Source organism: Brevibacillus antibioticus, assembly GCF_005217615.1.
Taxonomy (GTDB): domain Bacteria; phylum Bacillota; class Bacilli; order Brevibacillales; family Brevibacillaceae; genus Brevibacillus; species Brevibacillus antibioticus.
In genome coordinates, this window is sequence record NZ_SZNK01000001.1 from 3936468 (window position 1) to 3962500 (window position 26033).

At 46.5% G+C, this 26033-nt stretch carries 23 protein-coding genes (1 of these 23 only partly in view); 7 read left to right on the top strand and 16 right to left on the bottom strand.

Translation table 11 applies throughout. The annotated features are described in order from the left end of the window. Positions 1-124 precede the first annotated feature (124 nt). Positions 125-1573 carry a nicotinate phosphoribosyltransferase gene (locus tag E8L90_RS18785; RefSeq protein WP_137030766.1) on the bottom strand — a complete coding sequence of 483 codons (1449 nt, stop codon included), beginning with the start codon at positions 1571-1573 and terminating at the stop codon, positions 125-127. 427 nt (positions 1574-2000) lie between these two features. Between E8L90_RS18785 and E8L90_RS18790 the strand changes: the two genes are divergently transcribed. From E8L90_RS18790 to E8L90_RS18800, 3 genes are all read left to right on the top strand, one after another. Next, a complete protein-coding gene (locus E8L90_RS18790) occupies positions 2001-2651 on the top strand; it encodes an MOSC domain-containing protein (protein WP_244297284.1) in 651 nt (216 codons plus the stop codon). A gap of 18 nt (positions 2652-2669) precedes the next feature. Then, on the top strand, positions 2670-3356 hold the full coding sequence (gene rluF / locus E8L90_RS18795) for a 23S rRNA pseudouridine(2604) synthase RluF (protein WP_137030768.1): 687 nt from the start codon (positions 2670-2672) through the stop codon (positions 3354-3356). 279 nt (positions 3357-3635) lie between these two features. Then, on the top strand, positions 3636-3836 hold the full coding sequence (locus E8L90_RS18800) for a cold-shock protein (RefSeq protein ID WP_137030769.1): 201 nt from the start codon (positions 3636-3638) through the stop codon (positions 3834-3836). A gap of 267 nt (positions 3837-4103) precedes the next feature. Here the strand turns inward: E8L90_RS18800 and E8L90_RS18805 are convergent, their stop codons facing one another. The 3 genes from E8L90_RS18805 to E8L90_RS18815 all read right to left on the bottom strand — a co-directional run bounded on the left by E8L90_RS18805 (position 4104) and on the right by E8L90_RS18815 (position 7228). Beyond that, positions 4104-5213: an RNA-guided endonuclease TnpB family protein gene (locus E8L90_RS18805; RefSeq protein ID WP_137030770.1), complete on the bottom strand. Its 1110-nt coding sequence runs from the start codon at positions 5211-5213 to the stop codon at positions 4104-4106. 11 nt (positions 5214-5224) lie between these two features. Further along, on the bottom strand, positions 5225-5623 hold the full coding sequence (gene tnpA, locus E8L90_RS18810) for an IS200/IS605 family transposase (protein ID WP_137030771.1): 399 nt from the start codon (positions 5621-5623) through the stop codon (positions 5225-5227). Between the two features lie 168 nt (positions 5624-5791). Continuing rightward, positions 5792-7228: an aminotransferase-like domain-containing protein gene (locus E8L90_RS18815; protein WP_137030772.1), complete on the bottom strand. Its 1437-nt coding sequence runs from the start codon at positions 7226-7228 to the stop codon at positions 5792-5794. A 110-nt stretch (positions 7229-7338) separates the two neighbouring features. On the opposite strand from E8L90_RS18815, the gene E8L90_RS18820 reads away from it, so the two are divergent. Further along, positions 7339-8262 carry a DMT family transporter gene (locus E8L90_RS18820; protein ID WP_137030773.1) on the top strand — a complete coding sequence of 308 codons (924 nt, stop codon included), beginning with the start codon at positions 7339-7341 and terminating at the stop codon, positions 8260-8262. A 63-nt stretch (positions 8263-8325) separates the two neighbouring features. Here the strand turns inward: E8L90_RS18820 and E8L90_RS18825 are convergent, their stop codons facing one another. The 5 genes from E8L90_RS18825 to E8L90_RS18845 form a co-directional block, all read right to left on the bottom strand. Continuing rightward, positions 8326-9318, bottom strand: coding sequence for a hypothetical protein (locus E8L90_RS18825; protein ID WP_137030774.1), 993 nt, complete (start codon positions 9316-9318; stop codon positions 8326-8328). Next, a complete protein-coding gene (locus tag E8L90_RS18830) occupies positions 9299-9871 on the bottom strand; it encodes an RNA polymerase sigma factor (RefSeq protein WP_137030775.1) in 573 nt (190 codons plus the stop codon). The genes E8L90_RS18825 and E8L90_RS18830 overlap by 20 nt, the downstream gene beginning before the upstream one ends. A gap of 223 nt (positions 9872-10094) precedes the next feature. Next, the gene (locus E8L90_RS18835) at positions 10095-10421 is read right to left on the bottom strand and encodes a DUF1904 family protein (protein WP_137030776.1); all 327 of its coding nucleotides are present in this window, start codon (positions 10419-10421) and stop codon (positions 10095-10097) included. 73 nt (positions 10422-10494) lie between these two features. Beyond that, on the bottom strand, positions 10495-12552 hold the full coding sequence (locus tag E8L90_RS18840) for an ABC transporter ATP-binding protein (RefSeq protein WP_137030777.1): 2058 nt from the start codon (positions 12550-12552) through the stop codon (positions 10495-10497). A 4-nt stretch (positions 12553-12556) separates the two neighbouring features. Then, positions 12557-14308: an ABC transporter ATP-binding protein gene (locus tag E8L90_RS18845; RefSeq protein WP_137030778.1), complete on the bottom strand. Its 1752-nt coding sequence runs from the start codon at positions 14306-14308 to the stop codon at positions 12557-12559. Between the two features lie 458 nt (positions 14309-14766). On the opposite strand from E8L90_RS18845, the gene E8L90_RS18850 reads away from it, so the two are divergent. Next, positions 14767-16125 (top strand): TrkH family potassium uptake protein, encoded by a 1359-nt coding sequence (locus tag E8L90_RS18850; protein ID WP_137030779.1) that lies wholly within the window; start codon positions 14767-14769, stop codon positions 16123-16125. A 21-nt stretch (positions 16126-16146) separates the two neighbouring features. Here the strand turns inward: E8L90_RS18850 and E8L90_RS18855 are convergent, their stop codons facing one another. From E8L90_RS18855 to E8L90_RS18865, 3 genes are all read right to left on the bottom strand, one after another. Next, positions 16147-16563, bottom strand: a complete 417-nt coding sequence (locus E8L90_RS18855; protein WP_244297287.1) for a hypothetical protein — start codon at positions 16561-16563, stop codon at positions 16147-16149. Positions 16564-16692: 129 nt separating this feature from the next. Further along, positions 16693-18105, bottom strand: coding sequence for a YfcC family protein (locus E8L90_RS18860; RefSeq protein ID WP_137030780.1), 1413 nt, complete (start codon positions 18103-18105; stop codon positions 16693-16695). A gap of 30 nt (positions 18106-18135) precedes the next feature. Continuing rightward, on the bottom strand, positions 18136-19269 hold the full coding sequence (locus E8L90_RS18865) for a M20 peptidase aminoacylase family protein (protein ID WP_137030781.1): 1134 nt from the start codon (positions 19267-19269) through the stop codon (positions 18136-18138). Positions 19270-19486: 217 nt separating this feature from the next. Here E8L90_RS18865 and E8L90_RS18870 point away from each other — a divergent pair, with 217 nt between their 5' ends. Next, the gene (locus E8L90_RS18870; protein WP_137030782.1) at positions 19487-21583 is read left to right on the top strand and encodes a sigma-54 interaction domain-containing protein; all 2097 of its coding nucleotides are present in this window, start codon (positions 19487-19489) and stop codon (positions 21581-21583) included. A gap of 132 nt (positions 21584-21715) precedes the next feature. On the opposite strand, the gene E8L90_RS18875 is transcribed toward E8L90_RS18870, so the two are convergent. From E8L90_RS18875 to E8L90_RS18890, 4 genes are all read right to left on the bottom strand, one after another. Next, positions 21716-22804: an elongation factor G gene (locus E8L90_RS18875; RefSeq protein WP_137033507.1), complete on the bottom strand. Its 1089-nt coding sequence runs from the start codon at positions 22802-22804 to the stop codon at positions 21716-21718. A gap of 148 nt (positions 22805-22952) precedes the next feature. Further along, entirely contained in the window at positions 22953-23462 is a 510-nt protein-coding gene (locus E8L90_RS18880) for a GNAT family N-acetyltransferase (RefSeq protein WP_244297290.1), read from the bottom strand. Between the two features lie 117 nt (positions 23463-23579). Beyond that, positions 23580-24449 carry an AraC family transcriptional regulator gene (locus E8L90_RS18885; RefSeq protein WP_137030784.1) on the bottom strand — a complete coding sequence of 290 codons (870 nt, stop codon included), beginning with the start codon at positions 24447-24449 and terminating at the stop codon, positions 23580-23582. A gap of 83 nt (positions 24450-24532) precedes the next feature. Beyond that, complete coding sequence (locus E8L90_RS18890) at positions 24533-25516, bottom strand: LacI family DNA-binding transcriptional regulator (RefSeq protein WP_137030785.1); 984 nt, start codon at positions 25514-25516, stop codon at positions 24533-24535. Between the two features lie 121 nt (positions 25517-25637). On the opposite strand from E8L90_RS18890, the gene E8L90_RS18895 reads away from it, so the two are divergent. Next, positions 25638-26033: the 5' portion of a YczE/YyaS/YitT family protein gene (locus tag E8L90_RS18895; protein ID WP_137030786.1), read on the top strand. 237 nt of this gene lie beyond the right edge of the window; the window shows 396 of its 633 coding nt (coding positions 1-396); its start codon is at positions 25638-25640; its stop codon lies off the right edge, out of view.

Sequence of the window (26033 nt, forward strand, 5' to 3'; positions counted from 1 at the left end):
AATTATATACGATGTAAGTAAATTCAGACAATTTATTTTCCTTGTTTTCACATTATTGTGTTATTTTTGGGAAATAATAAAAAAACGCCCGATGCATCCTCACGACACATCAGACGTTTTTCTCTTATTTTTTCAAATACGCCTTCATCAGCTTTGTTTTCGTCTCCCACATCTCTTCGCTGATGTGCAGACGGTAGTGCTCCGGATTCAGCATGCGCAAGTATTCAGGCCAGAACAGCTTGAGTTGCTCACGGTGATAGCTACGAATCTCTTGGAGGGTCGGTAGTTCATAGACCAGTTCTCCATCCACAAATACCGGAATGAGCAGCGACTCTGCCTGATAGTTCTCCAAATGCTTGCTCAAATACGTATGGCTCGGATGGAACAAATGGAGAGGTGCTCCCTCATCGACTGTTGTTTCATGCGGGAAGCACATGTAGTCAGCAATCGCCTTCCCTGTTTCCGGATCTATCAATCGGTACATATCCTTGATGCCTGGCGTTGTGACTTTTTCCGGATTCCCGGAGATTTTGATGGTCGGCAGATATTCTCCGTCCGCTCCTTCACGCGCCACCAGCTTGTATACGCCTCCGAGTGTCGGCTGATCCGCTGCCGTGATGAGCTGCGTTCCTACTCCCCAGCTATTTACGCGTGCTCCTTGTACCTTCAGGTTCATAATCGTGTGCTCATCGAGATCGTTGGAAGCGACAATTTGCACCTCGGTCATGCCTGCCTTATCAAGCATTTCGCGCGTCTTGCAAGACAAGTACGTCAAGTCGCCACTGTCCAAGCGCACCGCCGTCAGCTTTTTGCCTTGCTTCTCCAGGCGTTTTCCGACCTTAATTGCATTAGGCACGCCACTTTTGAGCGTATCGTACGTGTCAACCAGCAAGGTTACCTGTCCTGGCAGAGCTGCTGCGAAGCGCTCAAATGCTTCCTCTTCGCTCTCAAAGCTCTGTACCCATGAGTGGGCGTGCGTCCCTTTTGTCGGAATGCCAAACATTTTCCCTGCCAGCATATTCGAGGTTGCGTCGAAGCCAGCCAAATACGCTGCCCGCGTCCCCCACAGCGCAGCATCTGCTTCCTGCGCCCTTCTTGTTCCGAACTCCATAAGAACGTCATTGCCCGCCACGTTTTTAATCCGCGAAGCTTTGGTCGCAATTAGCGTCTGGTAGTTCATGTAGTTCAACAGGGCCGTCTCAACTAGCTGTGCCTCCATGACACGCCCCTCTACGCGAATCAGCGGCTCGTTCGGGAAAACCACGGTTCCTTCCTTCACGGAGTAGAGCGAGCCCTTGAAACGAAGCTGGCGCAGCTCTTCCAAAAACTTCGGATCGTAGTTCTCCTCCTGCTCACTCAAATACGTGAGATCGCTTTCTTCAAAACGCAAATTTTTTATATAAGAAACAATTCGTTCCAATCCGGCAGATACGGCGTATCCGTTTCCAAAAGGCAGTTTGCGGAAAAATGCTTCGAAAACGACCTTCTGATTGTGTGTTCCGTTCACCCAATGGGCGTACATCATGTTTATTTGATATTTATCTGTGTGTAGTGCCACACCAAATGATTGCATGTCACTGAGGCCTCCTGTGTATTCCTTTCTATCATCATACCAGAAGCGTCAGCTGGTGCCCATCCGCTGTGGAGGATATTAGGGAATGTGGTATAGTATGGGGGTGGACCCCCCACTACTTAGGCTAACCCCTTGAAGTGGGGGTTCTTGGGTAGTCCCTACGGTTATAGAAGAACTTGTACATTGGCTCTGCTCTCTAACCTATTGCTTGGTTTTCGCGATTCAGTTAGAGAGGGCGAAGGTGCTTGAACATTTTACGCAGAAGAGCCTTTCCTCCTGCAACCCTTTATGTTCAGTCTTCAAAGAGCAACCTGTACAAGTTGATTATAGTCGATCAAACAAGAAGTCGGTCAAGTAAGAAGAAATGGCTACTTCTTGACTAATACAATAATAAAAAGAGGCAATCGTACAGGCTGGGAGTGTGATTATGTTGGACAGAAGAATAATTTCTATTAGTAAAGGTTTGCCTAAAAGTAATATGTACAACGGTAAGGAATATCTCTCCGGCATTTGGAAGGAAGAAGCAGACGAGCTCGTTGTCCGTTCCGAGAAAATTGATGACGACGATATCGCGAATCCAGAGTACCACGGCGGCCCAGACCGTGTCGTCTGTGCGTATCCTTTTGAACATTATGCCCATTGGGAGCAGGTATTCAGCCAGCCTTTGACCAATGCGGCATTCGGAGAAAACCTCACACTCGCTGGCATGACCGAAGAGCAGGTCTGCATCGGGGATGTGTATCAATTCGGGGATACCATCCTGCAAGTAACCCAAGGCAGATTTCCTTGCGCAACGATCAACAAGCGAAATAACAATAACCAACTGCTCAAAGCGGTGGTGGAAATGGGCTATACGGGCTATTTTTTCCGCGTCTTGGAGGAAGGGACAATCAAGCCAGACTCAAAGATTACCCTCATCACTGCGCATCCAAAACAAGTAACGGTAGCGTCGATTCACCACTTATACTTCCACGACAAGTCGCCATCCCAAGAGACGATACAGCGTATGCTTGAGGTGGAGGAGTTGGCCTTGCCTTGGCGGAATAAACTACTTGAAAAACTGGAAAAGCAGCAGTAATAGCGAAAGGAACGTCTCATGCGAATTAATAAGTTCATCAGTGAAACCGGCATATGCTCACGAAGAGAAGCCGATAAATTAATCGAGGCCAAGCGTGTGACGATCAATGGCCAAATCGCGGAACTGGGAAGTACGGTTGCGTCAGGAGATGATGTGCGCATCGATGGACAGCCGCTCGGTTCCAAAAAGAAAGATGTCTACATCGCCTTGAACAAGCCTGTCGGAATTACGTGTACCACTGAACTGCAAGTCAAAGGCAACATCATCGATTTCGTCAATCACCCGGAACGGATTTTCCCTATCGGGCGCCTGGATAAGGATTCACAAGGCCTCATCCTGTTAACCAATGACGGAGATATCGTAAACAAAATTTTGCGTGCTGAGAACAATCATGACAAAGAGTACATTGTCACCGTAGACAAGCCCATCACGGCGAATTTCTTGCACGGAATGGCAAACGGCGTACGTATTCTCGGAACGACTACAAAGCCTTGCAAAGTAACCAAAGTCAGCGACCGCGTCTTCAATATCGTGCTGACGCAAGGATTGAATCGGCAAATCAGACGGATGTGTCTGGCTTTTGGTTATCAGGTGCGAAAGCTTGAGCGGGTACGCATCATGAACATTGGGCTTGGGAATTTGAAATTGGGGCAATGGCGCAATCTGACGGCCAAGGAATTGACTGATCTGAATAAAAGCTTGTGAAAGAGGGATCGGTTGGAGTCTGTATAGTGGCTGTACAGGAATCGGCACAAGCGAGCTATCCGAACAAAAGATCGGCGCCATGCTTTTAGAACAGCTCATCTATATTTTCTCTCGTCAACATACGTAAATCATTTGCTATCTTTTCAATATCCTGTTATGCTAGTAGAGAATTATTTTTGTTCGAAGCAAGGGATAGCGTAGATAACAAATTTTCGTCTTTGATGATCCTGCGAGCAAGGATAGTAATATATGTGTGTTACACACTAGGAGGCAACAACAATGGAACAAGGTACAGTAAAATGGTTTAACGCAGAAAAAGGTTTTGGTTTTATTGAGCGCGAAGGTAAAGAAGACGTATTTGTTCACTTCTCTGCTATCCAAGGCGACGGTTTCAAATCCCTTGACGAAGGTCAAAGAGTTACTTTTGACGTAGAACAAGGCCAACGCGGACCACAAGCTACTAACGTTCAAAAAGTTTAATATAGCCATAACACAAAAAAACAGACTCCTGTAAGGGCGTCTGTTTTTTTGTTGTCTCAAACATAAATAAAAAACCCTACTCACATAAATGAGTAGGGAATGCTACACAGAACAGTAAATGGTAGACTCAGTATAACACAGTACCTGTCGCTTTGTGAACTACCCACCACTTAGCTATCGCTTGAAGTGGGGGCTTCTAGGGTAATCGCACCTAGTGGTACGAAATTGACCTAGCTATCGAGCCTGAACCATGCTCTATTTATGTGATTACGCTAACAGTCGTAATCCTTCATTCTTGATATTGATTGAAGCATTCCAGTCTCTATCTGCCACAAAACCGCAATCGCAATGGAATGTACGCTCAGAAAGAGATAGAGACTCCTTTATTTGACCGCAACAGGAGCATGTTTTAGATGAGGGAAACCACTTATCTATTTTGATAAGCCTCTTCCCTTGTTCTTCCAACTTGTATTGGAGAAATGCCGTAAACATGCCCCAAGCATTATCAGCTACACTTTTTCCAAAGTTGAGTGCTTGGGACATACCTTTCATGTTGAGGTCTTCGATCACAATACAATCATACGTTTTAGCAAGGTTGTATGACTTTTTATGAAGAAAGTCTTTTCGTTGATTTGTTATTTTCTCATGGAGTTTCGCAACCTTTATTCGTTGCTTATGCCAGCGAGAAGAGCCTTTTTTTCGTCTTGCTAAAACACGTTGGGCTTTTGCTAACCGTACGAATTCCTGTCGATAAAATCGTGGGTAATTGGCTTTCTCACCTTCACTATCGACATATAATTCGGTCATGGCAAAATCGAGCCCAACAAAGGTGTTGAGTTTTTTGGGTATGACATTCGCTTCATATTCGGTCAAGATTGACACGTAGTATTTTCCTGTAGGCGTCATCGAAATCGTGCATGACTTGATCGTATGTTCATCAGGAATCATCCTGTGTTGCTTTATTTTTACGAGTTTGAGCTTTGGTAATTTGATATAGCCATCCAGCAACATGATGTTGCCGTTGACTACGTTAGTCGTATAGGATTTCCTAGCTTTCTTACTCTTGAATGTAGGGAAATCTGCCTTCCCACCAAAGAAGTTTTTGTAGGCGGTCTGCAAATGAAGTTGCGCATTCGCTAACGCTAATGAATCTACTTCTTTGAGCCATGTGAATTCCCCTTTATACTTAGCAGGAGTAGGGAATTTTTGCTTCTTCAAGGCTTCTTTATCGTTTTTGAATTGCTCATATGTTTCCTTCCTTTCCGCTAACATTTTGTTGTAGACAAAACGAACACAACCGAATGTTTTACGAATGAGATAGGCTTGTTCTTCTGTTGGATACAAGCGGAACTTATATGCTTTGTTGTGAATAGCCATATCATTTCACCTCACTTCATCCCTTGACTTTCGATGTACTTCTTTATCCCTTCAATAGGAGATCCGCCCGTTGTAAGTAAGCAGAAACTTCTTGACCAGAACATTTCTTTCCACAGTTTTTTTCTTACTTGTGGGAAATCTTTCTTTATCAGTCGAGAACTCGCACTCTTATAGGCGTTGATGAACTTTGTCATTTCAGTGTTTGGGTGAGCTTTGAACCGTACATGGACATGGTTACTATCATGATTCCATTCTAAGAGAGTGATGTTGTAACCGTCGGAAATTCTCACAAACATATCTTTTGCGTAATCAGAGATTTCGTCATCCAATACGTTTCTTCTGTACTTCACGACAAGCACCAAATGATAATACAATGAGAATACTGAGTGGTTGTTATTGTCCAATTCCATTGATATATCAATCCTTATACTTATTATGACTGAATATATCAAACCCAAAATAGAGAGCAAACCTTTTTGGCTTCGCCAACCGAAATTCATCTCCCACCTACTCACTTGTGCTGTCGCACCTTCACATTCCTTGAGGTGGGAGACTTCTTTCGGAACTAGTTAAAATTTTTATATTTCCAAATACGGATTATTCAACTGGCGAACCATACGGACGAGCCTTCGCACCCCATCCCGCAGCTGTTGTTCATTCAAATAAGAATAACTGATACGTATCCAAGAGCTTAACTCTCGCTGTGGGTCACAGATTGCGCCGGGCACAAACGTAATTGATTGCTCTATGCATTTGCCCAGAAGACTATCCATCGGGACGGAATCAGGCAGCTTCACCCATAAATTAAAGCCTCCTGGTGGGCTGGACCACTCCCAGTCGGTCACAGACAGCTCTTCCTCCATGATTTCCCGGCGAATGGCCAATGCAATCCGCAGCTTCGCCAAATGCTGCTGCATCCGTTCGGAGAAGAAATAATGCAAGAAAATCTTTTGATTCAATAGGGGCGCTCCACTGTCGGAAAGTGATTTCGCCTGAATCAAATACTTCATAATAGATGGACGGCATGCCACAGTTGCAATACTAAGTCCTGGCGCGATGTACTTGCTAAAGCTGCGCAGATAGATGACATACCCCGCCGTGTCGTAAGAAAAAAACGGCAGTGGAGGCTCATCACGGAAGTAAATATCGCGGCACGGATCATCCTCTACGATCAGACACTGATACTTCGCAGCCAGCTCCACCAGTCTCTTCCGTTGTTCAGCAGAAACCGTATAGCCAGTCGGATTGTGAAAGGTCGGATTGAGATAAAACAGGCGCGGTTTTTCTTTTTGCATCAACAGTTCAACCTGCTCCAAATCATACCCATGTGGCGAAATCTCGATGGGAATCATTTTGGCGCCCTGTCTCCTGAATACATCGATGGCAGGACTGTACGTGGGTCTCTCAATCAACACGACATCACGCGGCTTTACAAGGACTCTGGCAACCAAATCAATCGCTTCCTGAGAGCCTGATGTAATCATCAGCTCATCGGGTGACAGGTGAAAATGATAACGGCTGATATAATAGCTGCACAGTGCTTCCCGCAGCTCCTGATCTCCCTGTGTAGTTGAATAGGTACCCAGCACTTTTGGATACAGATCAAACACTTTCTTCACATACTCGGAAAAGTAATGGTTTGGCAATAAATTCGGTTCAATCAATGCTTTGGAAAATTGATAGGTCGCCTGCACCTGATGAATTTCAGAAAGATGACTCTTGTGCACGTAGGCAGAAACGATTGGATCATTCATCGACTCCACTGGCAACAGGCTGTTCGGTTGTACATAGTACCCCGACTTATCCTTCACATACACGTGACGGTTTTGCTTTAATAATTGAAATGCTTTAAAAACCGTCAGGCGATGCACATTCAATTCCGACGCCAACGTTCGAACAGAAGGAAGCTTCTCATGTGCCTTCCACTCCTCCCTTATGATTCGGTCCAGCAGATAGTCATACACTTGCTCGAACAGCTTATCAGAATGACTGTTTGAAAGAACCTCTCTTTTCAAGCAGCTCCCCCCTTTCCCCATGATAATGGATGGGATCTCCGTATCTGTTCTATTCTATTCCATCTGTTCTGTTCCCTTCCCTTTATGATAAGGAAAAGGGAGGAATCATAATGGTACTGCTTAATTATGTGGTCATGTGCTTGATATTCGGAACGACGTTTCTGGCAATTAAAGTCGGGATCGACGCGGGGGCCGCGCCGTTTTTCTCAGGAGGACTTCGGTTCTTTCTGGCAGGTGCCATTTTGTTTTCATTCATGCTCTGGAAAAAACAAGCGCGTCTCTCGCTGCTGCTCCATAAAGAGATGTTTCTTACTGGTATCGGTTTGACGTTCGGGACATTTGCCCCCTTGTATTGGGCGGAGCAGCATGTAAGTTCAGGAATTGCAGCGATATTATCTGCAACAGCCCCTCTCATGGTGATGCTGCTTCAGACAAGTATTACTCGACAAAAGCTCCCCGGTATTGCGTGGGCGGGTTGCTTGGTTGCCTTTGTCGGTGTCTTTTTGCTGATTTTACCCGGTGTGACCATCTCATTCAGTCTTCTTTGGCTTACAGGGTGCTTGGCAGTCATATTCGGGCAACTCTTTTATTCTGCTGGTGCAGTTTACTCCCGTAGCGTCATCCAACGGTTTCAAGACACTTCACCCATTGCTTTGAATGCAGCACAGATGATGTATGGAGGGGCCATGCTGCTTGTATTATCTCTGTTCACCGAGCATGTGCATATCGAATCGATGCTCACGGCGAATGCGATCCTCTCGCTCCTGTACTTGATCGTCGTTGGTTCCATGATGGGGCATACCATTTTCTATTGGCTCGTTGCCAAAACCAACCCTGTGTTTCCCTCCACGTGGCTCTATATCTCTCCGTTGATTGCGTTAAGCTTGGGTGTCATCCTGTACAATGAGCCGCTTTATCTCCTGTCTTTAGCAGGGGGGATTACGATTATTGTCGGGATTATCCTGATTAATATGGATGGGTTGAAGCAGTTAGTGGGTAAAAAGGCAAACAAGCTGAGTGACATCAGTCATTAACAATAAAAGAGAGTCCCACAAGAAAGCCTAGCGCTTTGTGGGACTCCTTCTATTCGCTTATCGTTATTTAGTTTCGTTGATCTGCTTCGCGATTTTAATCAGTTCGTTTTTGGATGCCACTTTTTCAGTAGCACGAACAGAGTACTCCAGTTTTGTTCCATTTTTCACCCAGACGATCCAATAGGAATTTTCGCCTTTTCCAGACGTGTGCGTCATGAGAACCGCTTCATTGTTGCCAATCATGACTTTTTCAATTGCCTCTGCGTTCGATCCTGCTCCGCCTTCTTCGGCGATGCGTACCTCTGCCCTGACTCTGCCTTTGTCAGACTGATAGGCAACACTGGTATAGTCATACTTGTTGCTTACCGGAATTTCTGTAAAAGCGTACTCCTTGTTGTCTTTGCTGGCTTTTGCCTTTAATGCTTCTACATCCACTTTGTACTCGTAGTTTTCCTCGTAGTTTACTTCGCCTTCCTCGAAGCGGAAGCCTCCTGCAAGCTCAGTTGGGAGCGTGAACATCTTCCCTACAATTGGCTCCATATCCTTCCACGTTTTATAAATAATCGGGCTAGATACGACCCTAATATCTGGATGTTGATTGCGTATAAATGTGATATTTTTTTGTTCCTCTTCCTCTTCTTTTGTTGGCTTCCAGTAAATGGCGGCAGATGTTCCAGGCTTCAGGCCATTCATGATTTCTGTTATGACCTCGCTTTTATACTCGCTCCTTTTTTCCCTCTCTGCCATTTTCGCCTGTTCCTCTGGAGGCAATTGCTGAATCAATTTTTGTTGTTCTTGATCCGTATGATTAGATAGCTCATATACTACTTCGCCCTTCTCATTTTTCAATTGGATCATTTCCACTCCCGCCCATACGGAAGACGCTCCGACGAGCATACCTACAGTGACCAGCAAACCGATTTTCTTTTTCACGACTTTCTCCTCCTTATTTTCCTTGGCACGAATTGCTGCCATGACTTTATGTTTGACATCGACTTTCGGGACCGGCTTCGCTCTCAGCATGTCATGCATCCCATTAAACGGAATCTTGTCCATTAGCGGCCACCCCTTCCATCGTTGGCAAATAACGTTTGCACTTTTTCAAAACGCGTTCGAATTGCTTGCGCAGAGCCGCAGGCTTTTTGTCCATCAGCTCTGCGATTTCCTCGTACTCTCTTTCCTCTAGCACACGCAGGAAAATAAGTGTGCGTTCTTCGGCCGACAGTCGTTTCCAGACGCGTTCGATCGGCTCCCCAAAATAATTGCTGTCGATGCTCTCCTCGACATAATTACGTCCATCCTGATCCCGGTTGTACAAAAAGGGCAACACGCGGCTTAATTTCCGTCGCTTTAGCACATTCGCACAATGGTTGTAAGCGATCCGGTACAGCCATGCAGAAAAAGACAGCGAATACGTATACTGTCCAAGATGCTCATAGGCACGAAAAAGGACTTCCTGGACAGCGTCTTCCGCATCCTGCCGGTGACCGAGCATGTGGTAGCAATATGTAAAGATCGGTTGTTGATAGTAATCGATAATGATTTCGTATTGCTCAAGAGAACCTGCTTTTATCTCAATCAGCAGGCGCTCTATCTCTGTTTTTTCCACTGTTTGCCCTCCTCTCACTATGAATAACAACTGGTATCTTTGGTTTGTGACACCTATTTTTGAAACTTTTGGTTACGTTAAAAAGGGTGCTCCACCCGTTCCGTACGAAAAATCTCGTACCACTGGAAGGAACACCCTTATTCCATGCTTGCATGTTTGTTCGTACTCTTGTCGAATGGCTAGATTCTTTCCCGGGAAATCGACACCACCTGTCGGCTTCTCTTTAGAAATGCTCTCCATTAGCATAGTAGCTTTCTTTTTGATAAGCGACAAATGCCATCTCCACTTCTGGGATACCGAGCGACAACACATGCTTGGTTACGATCTGGGCAAACTGGTCACGAACTTCTTGCCCCCGCTCGAACCATGCTACTTCAATAAAAGGAAACGACTCTACGATCTTCCCGCCAAAAACTCCTGTCGTCTGCAAGCATTCGATCGTGAAATTGTCCGTACTGCATTGGCATAGTGCAGCAAGCTCCACTGCAAGCGGTTCGCTGATGGTTGCCATTTGTTCAGCTTGAATGCCTCGAACGATAAGATGTGGCATGATGATCCCTCCTGAAAAGTCCATACTTCTATGCTCTATCTTACCGTTCAAGAGGCAAAATGAGTAGAGAAAACTAGGTCAGAGCCGCGGCGCTTCCGTGCTTACCTACTGCCTCATGTACCCGTGCTTCTTTGTTCCCTTGCTGCAATTGATACATCTGATAGTACCTGCCTTGCTTCTCCATCAAGTCTTCATGCACTCCTCGCTCTACAATTCTGCCTCTATCCAATACGAGAATTTGATCTGCGTTTTTGATCGTAGACAAGCGATGAGCAATGATGAAGGTCGTTCTTCCTTTTTTCAACACCTCAAGTGCATTTTGAATAATGCCCTCTGTTTCCGTGTCGATGCTGGCAGTCGCTTCATCCAGAATGAGGATAGCCGGGTCAAACGCGAGAGCACGCGCAAACGAGATCAACTGGCGCTGTCCGAGCGAAAGCGTGCTGCCCTTCTCGATTACAGGTTCATCGAATCCTTGCGGGAGACTGCGGAACAGTTGGTCTGCCCCTACATCACACAAGGCCTTCTCCACTTTTTCTGGCGAAATCGACGGATCATCCAGACTCACATTGGAACGGATCGTCCCTGTAAACAAAAACGGGTCCTGCAAAACAATCGCCATATGCTGGCGAAGCTGCTGTTTGGAAAACGCCTGCACATTGCGCCCATCAATTATAATCGCTCCTCTGTTTACATCATAGAAACGGAGTAACAGATTGATAATGGAGCTTTTTCCCGAACCTGTGTGACCAACCAGCGCCACTGTCTCTCCAGGCCATGCTTCGAACGAAATGTTTTTCAGCACGTATTGGTCGTCTTTGTAGGCAAAAGAAACATCCTCAAAGCGGACATTCCCCTGATAGCAAGGAACCTTTGCAGGATCAACGTCAATGCCCTCTTCATCCAGCAGTTCAAACACGCGTGACGCCGCAACGAGAGATTGCTCCAGGTTCGCCAATTGGTTGACGATCTGTGTCATCGGCTGGAACAGTCGATTGAGATAATCGACGAAAGCGTAGAGGACGCCAAGTGAGAGCAGTGTACCTACCCCGAGGGACGCACCGCCGAAATACCAGATGAACAATACAAACGCAATATTGCGGATGAACTGGACCAGGTTAAACGAAGCGGTCGCATTGAGCCGCAGCATTTTATTTTGATAAGTGAACAGCTCTTCGTTCAGTTCGCCAAATTCCCGCATCGTTTCCTTTTCCCTGCGAAATGCCTGGATGATCGGCATCCCTTGGATCGACTCGTTGATCATCCCGTTGATGTCACTGATGCGTGCCCGAATGACATGGTTAAATGCAGAAGCGTACTTGCGGTACAAGTAAATCCACACGACCATGATTGGCAAAATGACTAGACACACGAGCGCGAGTCGTACATCAAGCAAGAACAACGCTGCGAAAATACCGATTAAATAAATCCCGCTCGTAATAAAGTTGCCGAGAACATTCGTAAACAGCTCACGGATTGCCTCCGTATCGTTTGTGACACGAGCAACCACCTTCCCAGCAGGGAGATGATCGAAATAGTGAATCGGCAATCGTTGGATATGCGCGAACACGTCAATACGCAGTCTCTCGATGACCTGATTCGCTGATTTTTGCCATAAAAATTTTTGCCCATAGTGGAAAAGTGAGGCAACTACCAATAATCCGAAATAGAGAGCTGCCAGTGTGAGCAAGCCGCTTGTCTCTGGCCGGAAAAATTCAAATATCTCCTGATTGCTTAAGAAAGTAGCCTGGTACTCCGCTCGATCCGCACCTTTGACAATGACGAGCTTCCCATCCTGAATCGAACGTTGCCCATCGTACGAAATCGCCTGATTCAAGAAATAATAGTCGCGTCCTACTTGTAAAACACGAACTTCTCCACCTGTACTCTCCCCTACTGCCAAGTGGTCCTGCCTGGTGTAATACTTCCCTTTGTATAACACGGAATTCTCACGCTGTGCCGTCTCATACCAAGGGAATTCAATGCCCATGATGTGCGTATCGATCATTTTTTTCGCCAAAAACGGTCCCGTCAGTTCTGCCCCAACCGAGATGGACAGCATTAATACCGCCAAGAGGATCGTCTTTTTAAAAATCGCTGCATAGTGGACTAGCCTTTTCCCCGTCGTCATTCATTCACCCGCTTTCTGTCAGTGTCTCTTCAATCTGTTGTTTCTCGAATTGTTCTTTATACCAACCGCCCAGCTCCAATAGCTGTGCATGTGTACCTTCCTCGACGATTCGTCCTTCGTCTATGACGAGAATCCAATCTGCATGCTGGACCGCCGATAAGCGGTGTGTGGTGATCAGTGTTGTTTTGCCTGCACGCTCCCGGCGAATATTCGTGATCATCTCCGCTTCGGTTTTGCCATCCACCGCTGACATGGCATCGTCGAGAATCAAAATTTCCGGATTGACCAAAAGAGCCCGAGCAATTGAAACCCGCTGTTTTTGCCCACCAGAAAGGGCTACGCCTTTTTCACCAACGAGCGTTTGCAAGCCTTCAGGCAATAGCTGCACATCCCGAGCAAATGCGGCCTGCTTCAACACTTCCTGTAGCTGTTCTTCTGTTGCCTCGTTGTTCCCGAACAGGATGTTTTCACGGACTGTCTTCGAGAACAGAATCTGCTCCTGTGGTACATAGCCGATCCAGCTCTTGATGTTATCCAGGCTGATCTGTTCTAGCGCCTCTCCCGAAACACTGATGGCCCCCCGCCCTACCGGAAATTCGCGAAGCAGTTGTCGAACCAACGTGGTTTTCCCGCTTCCCGTACGCCCGACGATTCCTAGCGTCTGACCCCGACCAAGAGTAAAGGAGACATCCACTAGTTGGTCAACCTGCGCAGATGGATAGCGGAATGTCACGGAATCGAACCGAATGACTTCTGGAACTGCGACATGAACCGGTCTGTCGTGATCTGTCACATCGGCCTCGTAAGCCAATGTTTCATTGACCCGATCCAGCGAGGCACTTCCTCTTTGCATCACATTAATCAATTCGCCAATCGCAAACATCGGCCAAATGAGCATCCCGAGATAGACGTTGAACGAGACCAGCTCTCCCAAGGTCAATTCTCTTTGGAACACGAGGTAGCCACCGTAGATCAAGCCGATCATATAACTGATCCCAACCAGTATTTTGACGGTCGGCTCAATCAACGAATCGATTCTCGCCACATCGATATTTTTTTGATACACGTCATGTGTTTTTTGGCGGAAGCGCTCCTGATCTGCCATCTCCTGTACGTAAGCGCGAATCACGCGCACCCCGGAGACAGATTCCAGCACGCGGTCGTTTAGCTCACCGAACGAGGTTTGTGCGGTAGAAAAGCGCTCGTGAATTTTTTTCCCATACTGCTTAATGATATAGGCCATGAACGGCAATGGAAGGATCGCCGCTAATGTCAGCTTCCAACTGATCAAGAAACCCATCGTCAGTACAATTGCCCCTGTAAAGGATAGCGAATCCACCATCGTCAAAATTCCGAAGCCTGTCGTCATCGAGACAGCCTTGAGGTCATTTGTCGCTCGTGCCATCAGATCACCGGTACGATTGCGCTGATAAAACGTTGGCGTCATCCGTAATAAATGTGTCATGAGCTTCGACCGTAACGTCCGCTCCGCCAGAAACGCTCCCCCAAACAGCTTGCGAATCCAGATAAAATTGACCCAATAAATCGCGACAGACAATACGCCGAAAAACAGCAAGATGGATACCAGCCGCTCGCTAGTCAGCGTCCCCAGGTGAATCTCATCAATAGCCACCCCGATAATTTTTGGAGGGATAATCTCCAGTAAGCCGCCCAGAATCAATAGCAGAATAGCGACCGTATAACGTTTCCAATGCTCCTTGAAAAACCAATCAAGCTTTGCCAAAACCGAGAACATCCGTGTTTCTCCCCTCTCTTTAGCTGGATGGGTGACTTTTTTAGAGGACAAAAAAGACACATCGCCCGTAAGCAACATGCCTTTTCATCAACAAAAATAGAAAAGGCGCAAGTTACGAAATAGGTAACCTACGCCATGTTAACGAGATCAAAAAAACGATACTACGCTCGTATCAATGGTGGGGTTACGTCATGTATGCCCTTGTATGGATGACCCATGCGTACAATTCTTTTCATGACTAGCCCACCTTTCCATTCATATTTTGAATTTCCAATAAATACATTCTGAACTTTACCACTATTGCGGATACATTGTCAACCGCGAAAATAATGTAGGCAGAACTCTGTCAGAATGGATTCGGCTCATGAACAATGAGCAAACGTATCTTTAGTATTTTTGCTTGCTAACTTTTTTTGGTATGATTATCCTCATGAAGCTTATTCAGGAGGCCATTTATTTTGTTATCATCCAATCAAAAGCGTCGATTGACATCTGTTCAAATCATCGTGTTCGCCTACGTTGGGCTCATCCTGATCTCAGCGTTTCTTCTGTCATTGCCGTTTTTTCACTTGCCGGGAGCCTCTCTTTCTTTTATTGACTCTTTGTTTACTGCGGCGAGTGCCATCAGCGTTACCGGGCTTACTGTCATTACGATTCATGAGGTTTTCAACCAGTGGGGGATTTTGTTTCTTACGTTGCTCTTCCAGGTTGGTGGGGTCGGAATCATGACACTCGGAACGTTCATCTGGATCCTCATGGGTCAAAAAATCGGTTTGGAACAGCGCATCTGGATCGCGACGGACCACAACCGCTCCACGCTGTCCGGTCTGGTCGACCTGATGCGCAATATTCTCGTGATTGCGCTCTTGATCGAGCTGGTGGGAACCATCCTGTTAGGCAGTCATTTTATTTACGCCGGCTACTACGACGACTGGTACACCGCGTTCTACCACGGTTACTTTGCCTCTGTCAGTGCTTTTACGAATGCCGGGTTTGACCTGCACGGTAACTCTATGCTCGACTTTACCCACGATTACGTGTTTCAGACTATCGTGATGATCTTGATTATTTGTGGAGCAATTGGGTTTCCCGTGCTCGTGGAGCTGAGAACGTACTTTTCCTATCGCCGTTCAAAAGTGCGTTTTACCTTTTCGCTCTTCACCAAGATTACGACACTGACGTTCTTTTCCTTGATCGCCATTGGTGCCCTGCTCATTTTCGTTTTTGAACGAAATCAGTTTTTGGCTGATAAGACCTGGCATGAAATGCTGTTCTATTCGTTGTTTCACTCCGTCTCTTCGCGAAGCGGCGGCTTGGCTACGATGGATATCAGCCTCTTGTCGACCACAACACTCATCATGCTCTCCGGGATGATGTTCATTGGCGCCTCGCCAAGCAGCGTGGGCGGGGGGATACGGACCACGACGTTCTTCGTCCTGATTGCCTCGGTTTTTGCCAACATGCGTGGTTACAAGGATGTAAAGGTGTTCGGAAGAGAGCTGGTTGATGAGGACATTCAGCGCTCCTTCACCGTCTTTTTCATCGCGATTATCATGGTGTTCACAGCGGTCATGCTGCTCGTCTGGTTGGAGAATTTACCTTTCCAGCACGTCTTGTTCGAGGTCTGCTCTGCTTTCGGTACGACCGGATTGTCTACCGGGATTACAGCTCAGATGGGCGTAGGCGGCAAGCTCATTCTGATTATTACGATGATGATCGGACGTATCGGGATTATCAATTTGCTCCTCTTCTTGAAACGCAATGACCGAATCGTACGCTACCATTATCCGAAAGAACGCATCATCATTGGTCAGTAGAGGAAAGGAAATCCCCCAAAGCTATGTAGCCGTTGGGGGATTTTTTTCTAGAATCAAAAAGCTTGCAGAGGACAGGTTTGGGTATTTTTGTTCAATCTTTCGCGTGATGGAGAAATCGTTGTACTTTTTCAAGTAACGTAAGATATCACGATCCTTGATCATGTCGACGACCTGAGGTTCTGTCCCATCTGTTACCTTCGTGTAGAGAATGACATGCTTTTTGGCGCAAGAGAAGATGTCGTCCAATGTTTTCTCGAAGTCTTCCTCATCAGTAATGTGATACAGCACATCCAGGCATACGACCAGATCACTTTTCAAGTACCCTTGATTGTAAAAAGATTTCGGATGGTATAAAAGAAAGCTTTTCGCCGGATCCTTCTCAAACATACTGGCACACATCTGTACGGAAGTCGGTGCGGATTGATTTTCCGTACTCATGGTGAGCTTCCCCACTTTCTGCCTGCGAAAATGATGTGTCGTTGCACAGTTTATGCGCGCATACGATTTTCATGAAAAAAAGCTCCGCCAAGTCATGTTGGCGAAGCTTCCTTGTCATCGAATGTCGGATTAATACGGGCCCCAGTTCATCAGGACCCCGATAACGATAAACACGATGGAGAGAGCTGTCCAAACCGCCGTGAGCGGAAGCATGAACTTCAGCCACTTGCCGTAGGAAATCCCACTCATCGCCAAAATACTCATCAGAACACCTGAAGTCGGGTTAATACAGTTGACCACACCTTCTCCAAGCATCAGCGCCTCTACTGCGATCTGGCGCGTAATGCCCATCAGGTCAGCCAATGGTGCCAACAACGGCATCAGCATAACAGCTTCACCTGAACCGGATGAAATCAAGAAGTGCAGCCCGGCGCTTCCGAGGAACATCCCTATCGCCCCTGCCATCGGAGAGAGCGGCTCCAGAATGGTAGCAAGCCCGTACACGATGGTATCGAGGAACTTTCCATCTTCCAAAATGACCGTGATCGCACGTGCCATACCGACAATCAAAGCCCCATAAATCAATCCCTGACAACCTTTTAAGAACGTTTTGGCGATATCGTTGCCGCTCATCTTGTTGAGCAAGCCTACGCCGATCGCAATAAAAATAAAGATTCCGGACATTTCGTTTACGTCCCATTTGAACAAGATCGTGCAGACGATAAAACCAATCAGAACGATCCCCGTAAACGCCAAGATCAATTTGTGACGGGTAGTAAAATCAACATTTTTCGTGTCTACTTCCATCGTGGTTGAACCACTATCAGAAGGAAAGAGCTCGTCCCCCAAGATACTCTTGTTTTGACGAACCTTCCGCGCGTAACGCCCGATGTACAGGATGGTTACGATCACAAAAGTCACATAAATGATGGTGCGGTAGCCGATACCTGAAAACAGTGGCAGCTCCGCAATTTGTTGGGACAAGCCCAGCGTTCCTGGAAAAGCAATTGTCGTATTGAATCCGGCATACACACCCAGATAAATCAGAGCCACCCCAAAAATCGCATCCATTTTCATCGCTCTCGCAATCATGATACCGAGCGGAACGAAAGCAATGACGGAGTTGACGATGACACCCAACGTACCCAATACGGAAAAGACGGAAGTAATCAAAATAACCAGTAGCCACTCTTTATTTCCTAGCTTTCGGACCATGGTCAGAATAGCTGCGTTAAGTGCACCTGTCTTATCCAAAACAGCTAAAGCACCGCCCGTGAACAAAACGAGGAAGATGATCGGTGCGCCTTTAACCATCCCTGTCTGGATCGCGGTAAAAAACTCGACAAAGCCTGTAGGATTCGGCTCCACCGCATGATAGCTGCCCGGTACAACCGTCGTCACATTGCCGTTTTTTACACGGTCAAATTCTCCTGTCGGGACCACATAGGTAGCCAAAGCACATAGAAGTAAGATACAAAACAAAAGGACGTAGGCGTCTAGCCGAAATAAGCTTTTCTTTTTTAGTTGCTTGCTCTCTGTCATAAGGTAACCCCCTGCGTGTGTAGCGGTTCTCTAAGAATGTTGGGCTGCTTCATAAATCGCAGCTGTCATGATTTTTGCCCCGTAGATCAAGGCATCTGTCTGAAAAGTCATCTGTGGATGATGCAGAACAGGTGTGAGTCCACATCCCAAACCAATCATCGTGGTAGCCAGCTCAGGGCGATGAATCGCGTAAAAATGGAAGTCCTCTCCGCCCGGTGTCACACATATATCGGCAATTTTGTCTTCACCAAGCACTTGCCCAATTGCCTTTTTCGCTACTTCGATCATATTCCCATTGGCGACCGCAGCCGGTGTGACTCCCGACCATTCCCACTCCACATCCATGTCCATCAAAGCCCCTGTCTGACTCATGGCATGCTCGGTCTTTCTCCGCAATTCTGCCATGCCTTCATTGGACTGGGCACGTACATCGAGGCTAAAGGTCGCTCGATCAGGGATAACGTTTACCGTTTCTCCCCCTGCTTGTAATTGAGTCATCTTCACGGAAAAAGAGCATCCGTCTTGCAAGCGAATGTTTTGCAACGCCTGCACCAAAAACGAAGCGGCTTCGATGACATTTTTACCGAGCGCCGGACGTGCTCCGTGTGCTTGCAGACCTGTAATCGTCCCTTTGACGGAGCTAGACGATCCATGCAAAATCGCCGGAGCAGCACTCCCATACGGCACTTCCATTTCCGGGCGCAGATGGACGCCGATCAGCCGTGTCACGCCTTCCAGGGCACCATCCTTCATCATCTGCAAGGCTCCGCCCATCTTCTCTTCAGCAGGCTGGAAAAGAAAGCGCATCGTTTTTGGCGGCACCACTCCGCTTGCTTGAATGGCCAGAGCGCTGTAGAGAGCCAGTGTCGAGTGAGCATCGTGTCCGCATGAATGATTCGGTCTTACTACGCCGTCTACTTCCTGCACAAGTGCATCCATATCCGCGCGCAAAGCCACGATTTCAGCACTCTCTCCAGGAATCTCCGCATAGAAGCCGTGGTGCCCCTCGAAGCGTGTGACGGCAATACCAGCCGCCTCCAAGCGTTCCCGCAAATATCTCGCCGTTTTCTCCTCGTGCCAGCTCGGCTCCGCCAATTGATGCAAATCTTTGTATGTTCGCACTATTTCGTCGCGATGCTCGTCCACGTATAAGAACGGATTCATCCGATACATCCTCCTCCTTGATGTCTTCTCTAGTATCTCTCTTAGCTCTACCGGAAGTATAGCAAGAATTGTGCCAAAACTATATTATTATAAAAATTAAGCATTTCTGAACAATATTGGATTTATAGGTTATAATATAGGTTGTATTTTATGGATATCTCCTCCAATATTTCCACCCAAATCTAAAAGCTATTCGCAGATAAAAAGGAGTCGCATCATGATAAAACAGAAACCATGCATCTTGTTGATGACCCGGTTGGAGACGATCAGCCTGCTGTTTGCAAACACGCTCACGTCTTTTTTCGGCAACCGCTTGAATATCATTCGAAACCACTTGCTAGAACGGCTTCACCCGAATGTATACGATGAAGTTGATCTCATCCTCGTTTCGGACACGAGTCTCTTGCACGATCAGCCTGCTCCTCCGTCAGACATCCCCGTGCTGCTAGCAAGGCGCACGATTGACATTAACAAATTGGATCAACTCATGGATTTGCCGCCAGGAACGCGCTGTCTATTTGTTTCCAACTCCATCGAAATGGTAGAAGGCGCGATTGAGCTCTTGTTTCATCTCGGATTCTCTCATCTGACTTTTATACCTTACGTACCCAATACCGAGACTCCGCTTCCTGAAAAAGATCAAATCGATGTCGCTGTCTGTCATGGGCTCAGGGAGCTGATTCCTGCTCATTTTGAAAACGTCATTGAGTTGGGACACCGCCCTTTGGATTTGACGACGATCTTTGATATCTCGCGCTTGCTTGATCTGTCTCCGGATAAGGCAAACTTATACACAGCCGATTTCATCAGCGATTTCGTCCATATTGGGCGCAAGCTGACCAACTCAGTACACAATGAACGGAAGCTGAATGAAAAGCTGAGCTCTATTTTAAATGCCGTTCATGAAGGCATTATTGGCACAGATGCCACAGGGAATATCACTGTGCTGAACAAAGAAGCCGAGAAAATTTTGCATATGACCGAAGCCACTTGCATCGGGAGAAATGTAGCGGAGGTCATTCCCGAATTTCTTATTCTGGAAGTAGTCGAGTCACACACGGAAGTAACGAAGCAGGTATTGGAATACCGCGATTTGTACCTCTTGGTTACCAAGATTCCCACGTTCTTGGATGATCAGTTTCTTGGCGCGGTCATTACCTTTCAGGACGTGACGAAGGTACAGCAGATCGAACAGGAAATACGGACGAAGAGCGCCAATCTCGGACTGATGACCAAATATTCGTTTGACAATATCATCGGCAAAAGCTCGTCCATTCAGGCTAACAAACGCGTGGCGACCAAGCTGGCCGAAAGCGACTTTACGATTCTCATTACAGGGGAAAACGGAACCGGGAAGGAAGTTTTTGCCCAAGCCATCCATCAACACTCGACGCGCCGTGATGGTCCGTTCGTCCCCGTCAATTTTGCAGGGCTGACCGATAGCTTGGTAGAGAGCGAATTGTTCGGGTACGAGGAAGGTTCTTTTACAGGAGCACGAAAAGGCGGAAAGATGGGGCTATTCGAGCTGGCTCACAACGGAACCATTTTTCTAGACGAGATTGGGGATGCCCCACTCAGTATCCAAGCGTCACTGCTTCGCGTTCTCCAAGAAAAGCAGGTCATGCGCGTAGGCGGCCATCGCGTCATTCCAGTCAATGTTCGCGTCATCGCGGCTACGAATTGCAACTTGATGGAAATGGTCAAAAAAGGGACGTTTCGCGAGGATTTGTACTACAGACTGAACGTCTTGCCGTTGCACATCCAGCCCCTGCGCGATCGTCCAGATGATATTTTGGTGCTGATCGATTATTTCTTGCAGAAAAAAAAGCAGCGTCTGTCCTTCTCACGAGAAGTGACGAAACAGCTACTCTGCTACGATTGGCCAGGCAATATTCGCGAGTTGGAAAATTTCATTCACTATGCAGTCGTCATCGCAGAGGGGAATCAGGTGGAGCTGGCTCATTTGCCGGAGCGTTTTTTTGCGGGGCATGTCTCTACTCCACCCCTTCTCTCTCACCGGGATGATGCGTTGGAAGATACAATCCGGTATTTGTCCAGGCAAGGCTCCTTGGTAGATTACACAGCGATCCTGCAAGTACTGTCCGATTGCTACGCGCGGCAGGAGCGTATTGGGCGCAGTGCCCTGCTCGCGAGAATGGAGGGTCCCTCCATGACTGAAGCCCAAATCAGACACAAGCTGACCGCGCTGGATCGCGCTGGATGCGTCTCCATCGGCGTTAAGAAGCAAGGGACGCAGATTACTGCATTTGGGCAGCAGGTGTTGGAGGCTTTGCTAATTACAACGAAGGGGTAATCACTGTTGTCTTCCAACGATTGTGGAGTCCGAAGCCCTGCCACATGTTTTCCAGTCGCCTGTATCCTCTCTTCGTTCGGGCGGTCTCCTACCAAACATGTGGCAGTACTTCTTTACAGCAATTTTTTCTACTCACTCTTTCCTTTCGTCTTCTTCATTTAAAGCATCTTTCCATTTTGTAATATCATATTGAACTGCAAACCGATCAACTACATGCGCAGTATCTTCAAGGGGAACATAACGATCTATTCGAATATGGATATCCGAAACATCTTCGCTATTCTGATAAAATTCTTCTAGGTAATCAATGACAGCAGAAATCTTTGCTGTGAAAGTAACCCTACACTCATCTCTCTCCTCGCTCACCTGCAGATTTTCTACCTCTCGAAACAAAGAATTTCTTTCAAAATATCGGTTTCTACAGGTGAGTCTAATCTCCATGACTGGTTCACAAAGTTGCCATTCAGCTGTTTTCATGGCACTTTTTAACGAGGCATGTGCCCCAGTCAAATAGTAATACTCGCGATGAAAAGTCATGGTGCAAGAAGCATTGATTACTTCTATCTTGGAATCTACCACCGGATACCCCAATAGTACTCCTTTCGTTAACACCTCCCTAGAAAAATAATCTAACGATCTCGTAAATAATTGATACCCGAGTTTTTTTCCTTCTTCATCCCCTTCACGATCACTATGTGTAAAATGAATCAGCTCTTCATTCACTTGCTTATTTTCATAGTCATATCCCATTCCCACTTCAAGCATGTCTAACTGAATTTCAACTCTGGAAAATAAGTCATTTAAGCTTGTCATGCAGGAGTGATTGCCCTTCAAATGACGAGTCCCCTCTACCAATCGTTCTTTATAGAGGATACAAGTGTCGTTGATATTCAGCTCTATTTCTTCTCCGGCCATATAATCAATAATTCTTTTCAGATGCGGGTAATCATTGCCGATAAAAATGATGTTTTTATATTCAACAGGATCATACCAATTACCATCGTCCTTAAAATAAACAGCGATACAAACATCTTGATCGTATGCTTTTAATTTTTCTATGCGTTCCAACACCTTATTTCGCAGCTGACTTGTTTGAGGGAAAAGCATCGTTACCCCTATGTATTTTGATTTTACGTCAGGGACCAGCTTCTTTCGCTCATCCAAATAATCCACATACTTCATCATGGTATCAAATCTGTCTGTTCTCTTGCTTTCACTCATAAGTACTTCGTCCTCTCTTACATATCTATTCCCTATATTCTTCCACATCATTATCTTTCGTTCAATATTCCGAAGTTCTTCCAAATAAAAAAGCGGATGACCGTAGCCATATCCGCTTCCATTTTCCCTATTCTTATTTATAAAACAACTAGATTTGTGTATGAACCTTCTCTTCCCAGCTCGAACTTGCCGCCGTCGGTTGAACAACTGGCAAAATAGACAACTCCATCAAATTCCGATGCTTGCCTGGCCCGTAGTAATCCTGCTCAGCATGAGCTAGACGGAAGCCATAGGCAGACAAAGCGCGAATAGAGGATGCGTTCGTTTCACTCACCGTAACCTGCACGGTACGAAGTGTCGGAAACTGGCGCAGAGCTTGCAGTCTGGTTTCGATTAGCCGCTTGCCGATGCCTTGGCCTTGAAACTCCTTGCTCACATTACTAAACAGAAGCCAGCCAGTCGTCTGATACATATCAATTCCGGCGCAGCTAAAACCGATGAGCTGGCCGTTGTAGGTCGCCTTGAAAATCAGCTCAGGAAACAGCTCCATATACTTTTTCAGCTCATGCAAGTTCATTCGATCGGGTAATGTCATATCCGCCAACGTAATCATTTCCGCAAAATCATCTCTTACGACGCGCTCAATCCGCACTTCCACCCTACCCGCCTCCTGTACATTCGCTCTTACATTTACACTGTAGCAAACGGGTATAAAGCTGGAATGGATGGCGTGTGAAAGTACTGTAAAATTCATTGCGTCCGGCTGAATAAACGTCTATAAAAGTGGAATGTATATAGATATTTTCATCGCCTCAGGATAGCTCGAACCTCTCACGTCTGTCACTTCAAAATCCGGTCCCTTGCCTCTCTCATAATTCGATTGAGGCAACCATGTTCCGTAAATGTAGCGACGTGTGTTTTGTACAAGGTCGGCATCACCCGTCACTTTGAATTCCGCGTATTTTCCGCCAGGCAAGACAAGTGAAATAAAACCTTCAGGCAATTCATCAGGAACATGATGCACAACCTCCCCGATCACAAAAGAAAAGTTCCCATCATCTTCAAATTCGCAGGCAATTCCGTACGACATATCTTCCGCCGCTTTATTGGGAATCCGCAAATAGTCTTGATTACGGCCGAATTCATCATAAAAGCCTGGAATGTCTTTAAAATGCTGCTCATCCTGTAAACTCGTCCGGAACCTGCGCCCCATGATACAAATGTCATCTAATGTCGCGATGTTTGGTTTGTTCATCGTGATCTCTCCTTTGATCGTTTGGCGAAAGGCCAAGAAGTCCATCTTGGCTAGATACGGCAGCGAATGATTTTCTTTGCGATACCTTCCAGGCGTAATCCCGAACTGCTTCTCAAAAGCGCGTGTCAATGCTTCCTGCGACTGGTATTGATAAGCTACCGCAATTTCGAGTACATTGTCACTTGTCTGTTTTAGCGCAAGTGCGGCTTCCGACAGTCTGCGCTTACGAATGTACTCCTGCACGCTGAAGCCTGAAATTGCCTGAAACAGACGTTGAAAATGAAATGCAGAGAAATGCGCCTGAGAAGCAATTTCCGTGATGTTCATTTCTTCCTGAAGATGCTCTTCCACAAAATCAATCGCGTCCTGAATCCGCTTGTACGTGTCCATCTTTGACTTCCTTCACCTATTTTTTCTTAAGTATGCGGGAGATCACTGGTATTTTTTTGATCAACTGTGCTATCCTTCAAGCTTTACGTCGTCAGTCGCTCTACCAATTCGGGCGACAGCTCCTTCTCTTCCTTTTTCCCATCCAGCTGCTGTGTCCAAATCCGCTCATGCAGCATCTCAAATCCGTATTTTCCCATCAGCGTACTGGAGCTAGATACGGTGGTGATCTCTAGTAATTCTCCGATTGGCTGATCATCGCAACCGACTACGGCTAAGTCTTCCGGTACGCGAATCCCCAATCTGCTCGCCTCTTTGATGATTCCTGCCGCTATATGATTGCACGATACGATCATAGCTGTCGGCCGCTCTTCTGTTTGCAGCAATTTCCCCACGACATCCTTGCCGTCCTGGATCGTTAAACACTCTTCAAATGACCACTTAGGAGAGGGTGTCACGTCAATCGAACGCAGCTTTTCGTAATAGGCACGTTTGCGATGTTGACTGTTAAAGCTGTTTTTTCTGCCGATGCAATACCCGATCCGGCGATGCCCCTTCTTGATCAGATACTCCATCCCGATCAGAAACGTTTGATAGTGGTCGATATGAACACTCGAAACAGAGGTGGTATCATTTGCTTCACACGTGATGATAGGTCCGTAACCTGCATATTCGTTGAGCGTTTCGCAAGAGCTGGATCTGGAGCACATGATGAGCCCGTCGATTTTTTTATTTTTGAGCAAGTGTAAAACACTGCGTTCTTGCTCGGGGTTGTTATTCGTTTGGCACACCATCAGCTTGTAATGATGCTGGACTGCTTCTGCCGCAATCCCTTCGATAATGGAGCTGTAGTATTGGTTGTTGACGAGAGGCAATGTCACACCGATGACCATCGTTTTTCCGGTAGAGAGGTGGACCGCATTACTGTTTTGAACATAATTTTGTTCTTCAATAATCTTGAGAATCTCCGCGCGTTTTTTCTCGTTCACGTACGGATGGTTGTTAAGCACACGGGAAACGGTTGATACGGATACACCCGCCAATTTCGCGATTTCTCTTATGTTAGCCACTCAGATTACTCCTCGAAGTCGGATCAGTACTTATTACATACATCAAAACACATTCCGCTTGCTCTGAAAAGCGTTCCACATATTATGCTCTCCTTATGTAGAATGAAAGGAGTCGTGTTTTGTGATTCGCTTAAAATTTGAATATCTCTTGTTTATCGTAGGCTTATTGATTTTGGCGCTCGGGATCAATATGATGACGACCATTACTTCCTTTGGTCTTAGCCCGTATGATTCTCTGTTTATTGCCCTGTATCAAAACTTCGGAATATCGATTGGCTTCTGGATGCTTGCCATTAACCTGACCTTTGTCATCATCGTCCTTTTCATGGATCGCAGTTACATTACTGTCGGTGCCATTTTGGTCATGCTGCTGATCTCCCTCTTTGTTGATTTGATCGGGTCTATCGATGCGCTCATGGCTACTATCCGTTCATTGCCGCCGCTTCTGACCATGGCACTCGGAAACATTTGCATCGGCAGCGGTATCGGGTTGTATGTGTGTACGCAAGTGTGCACA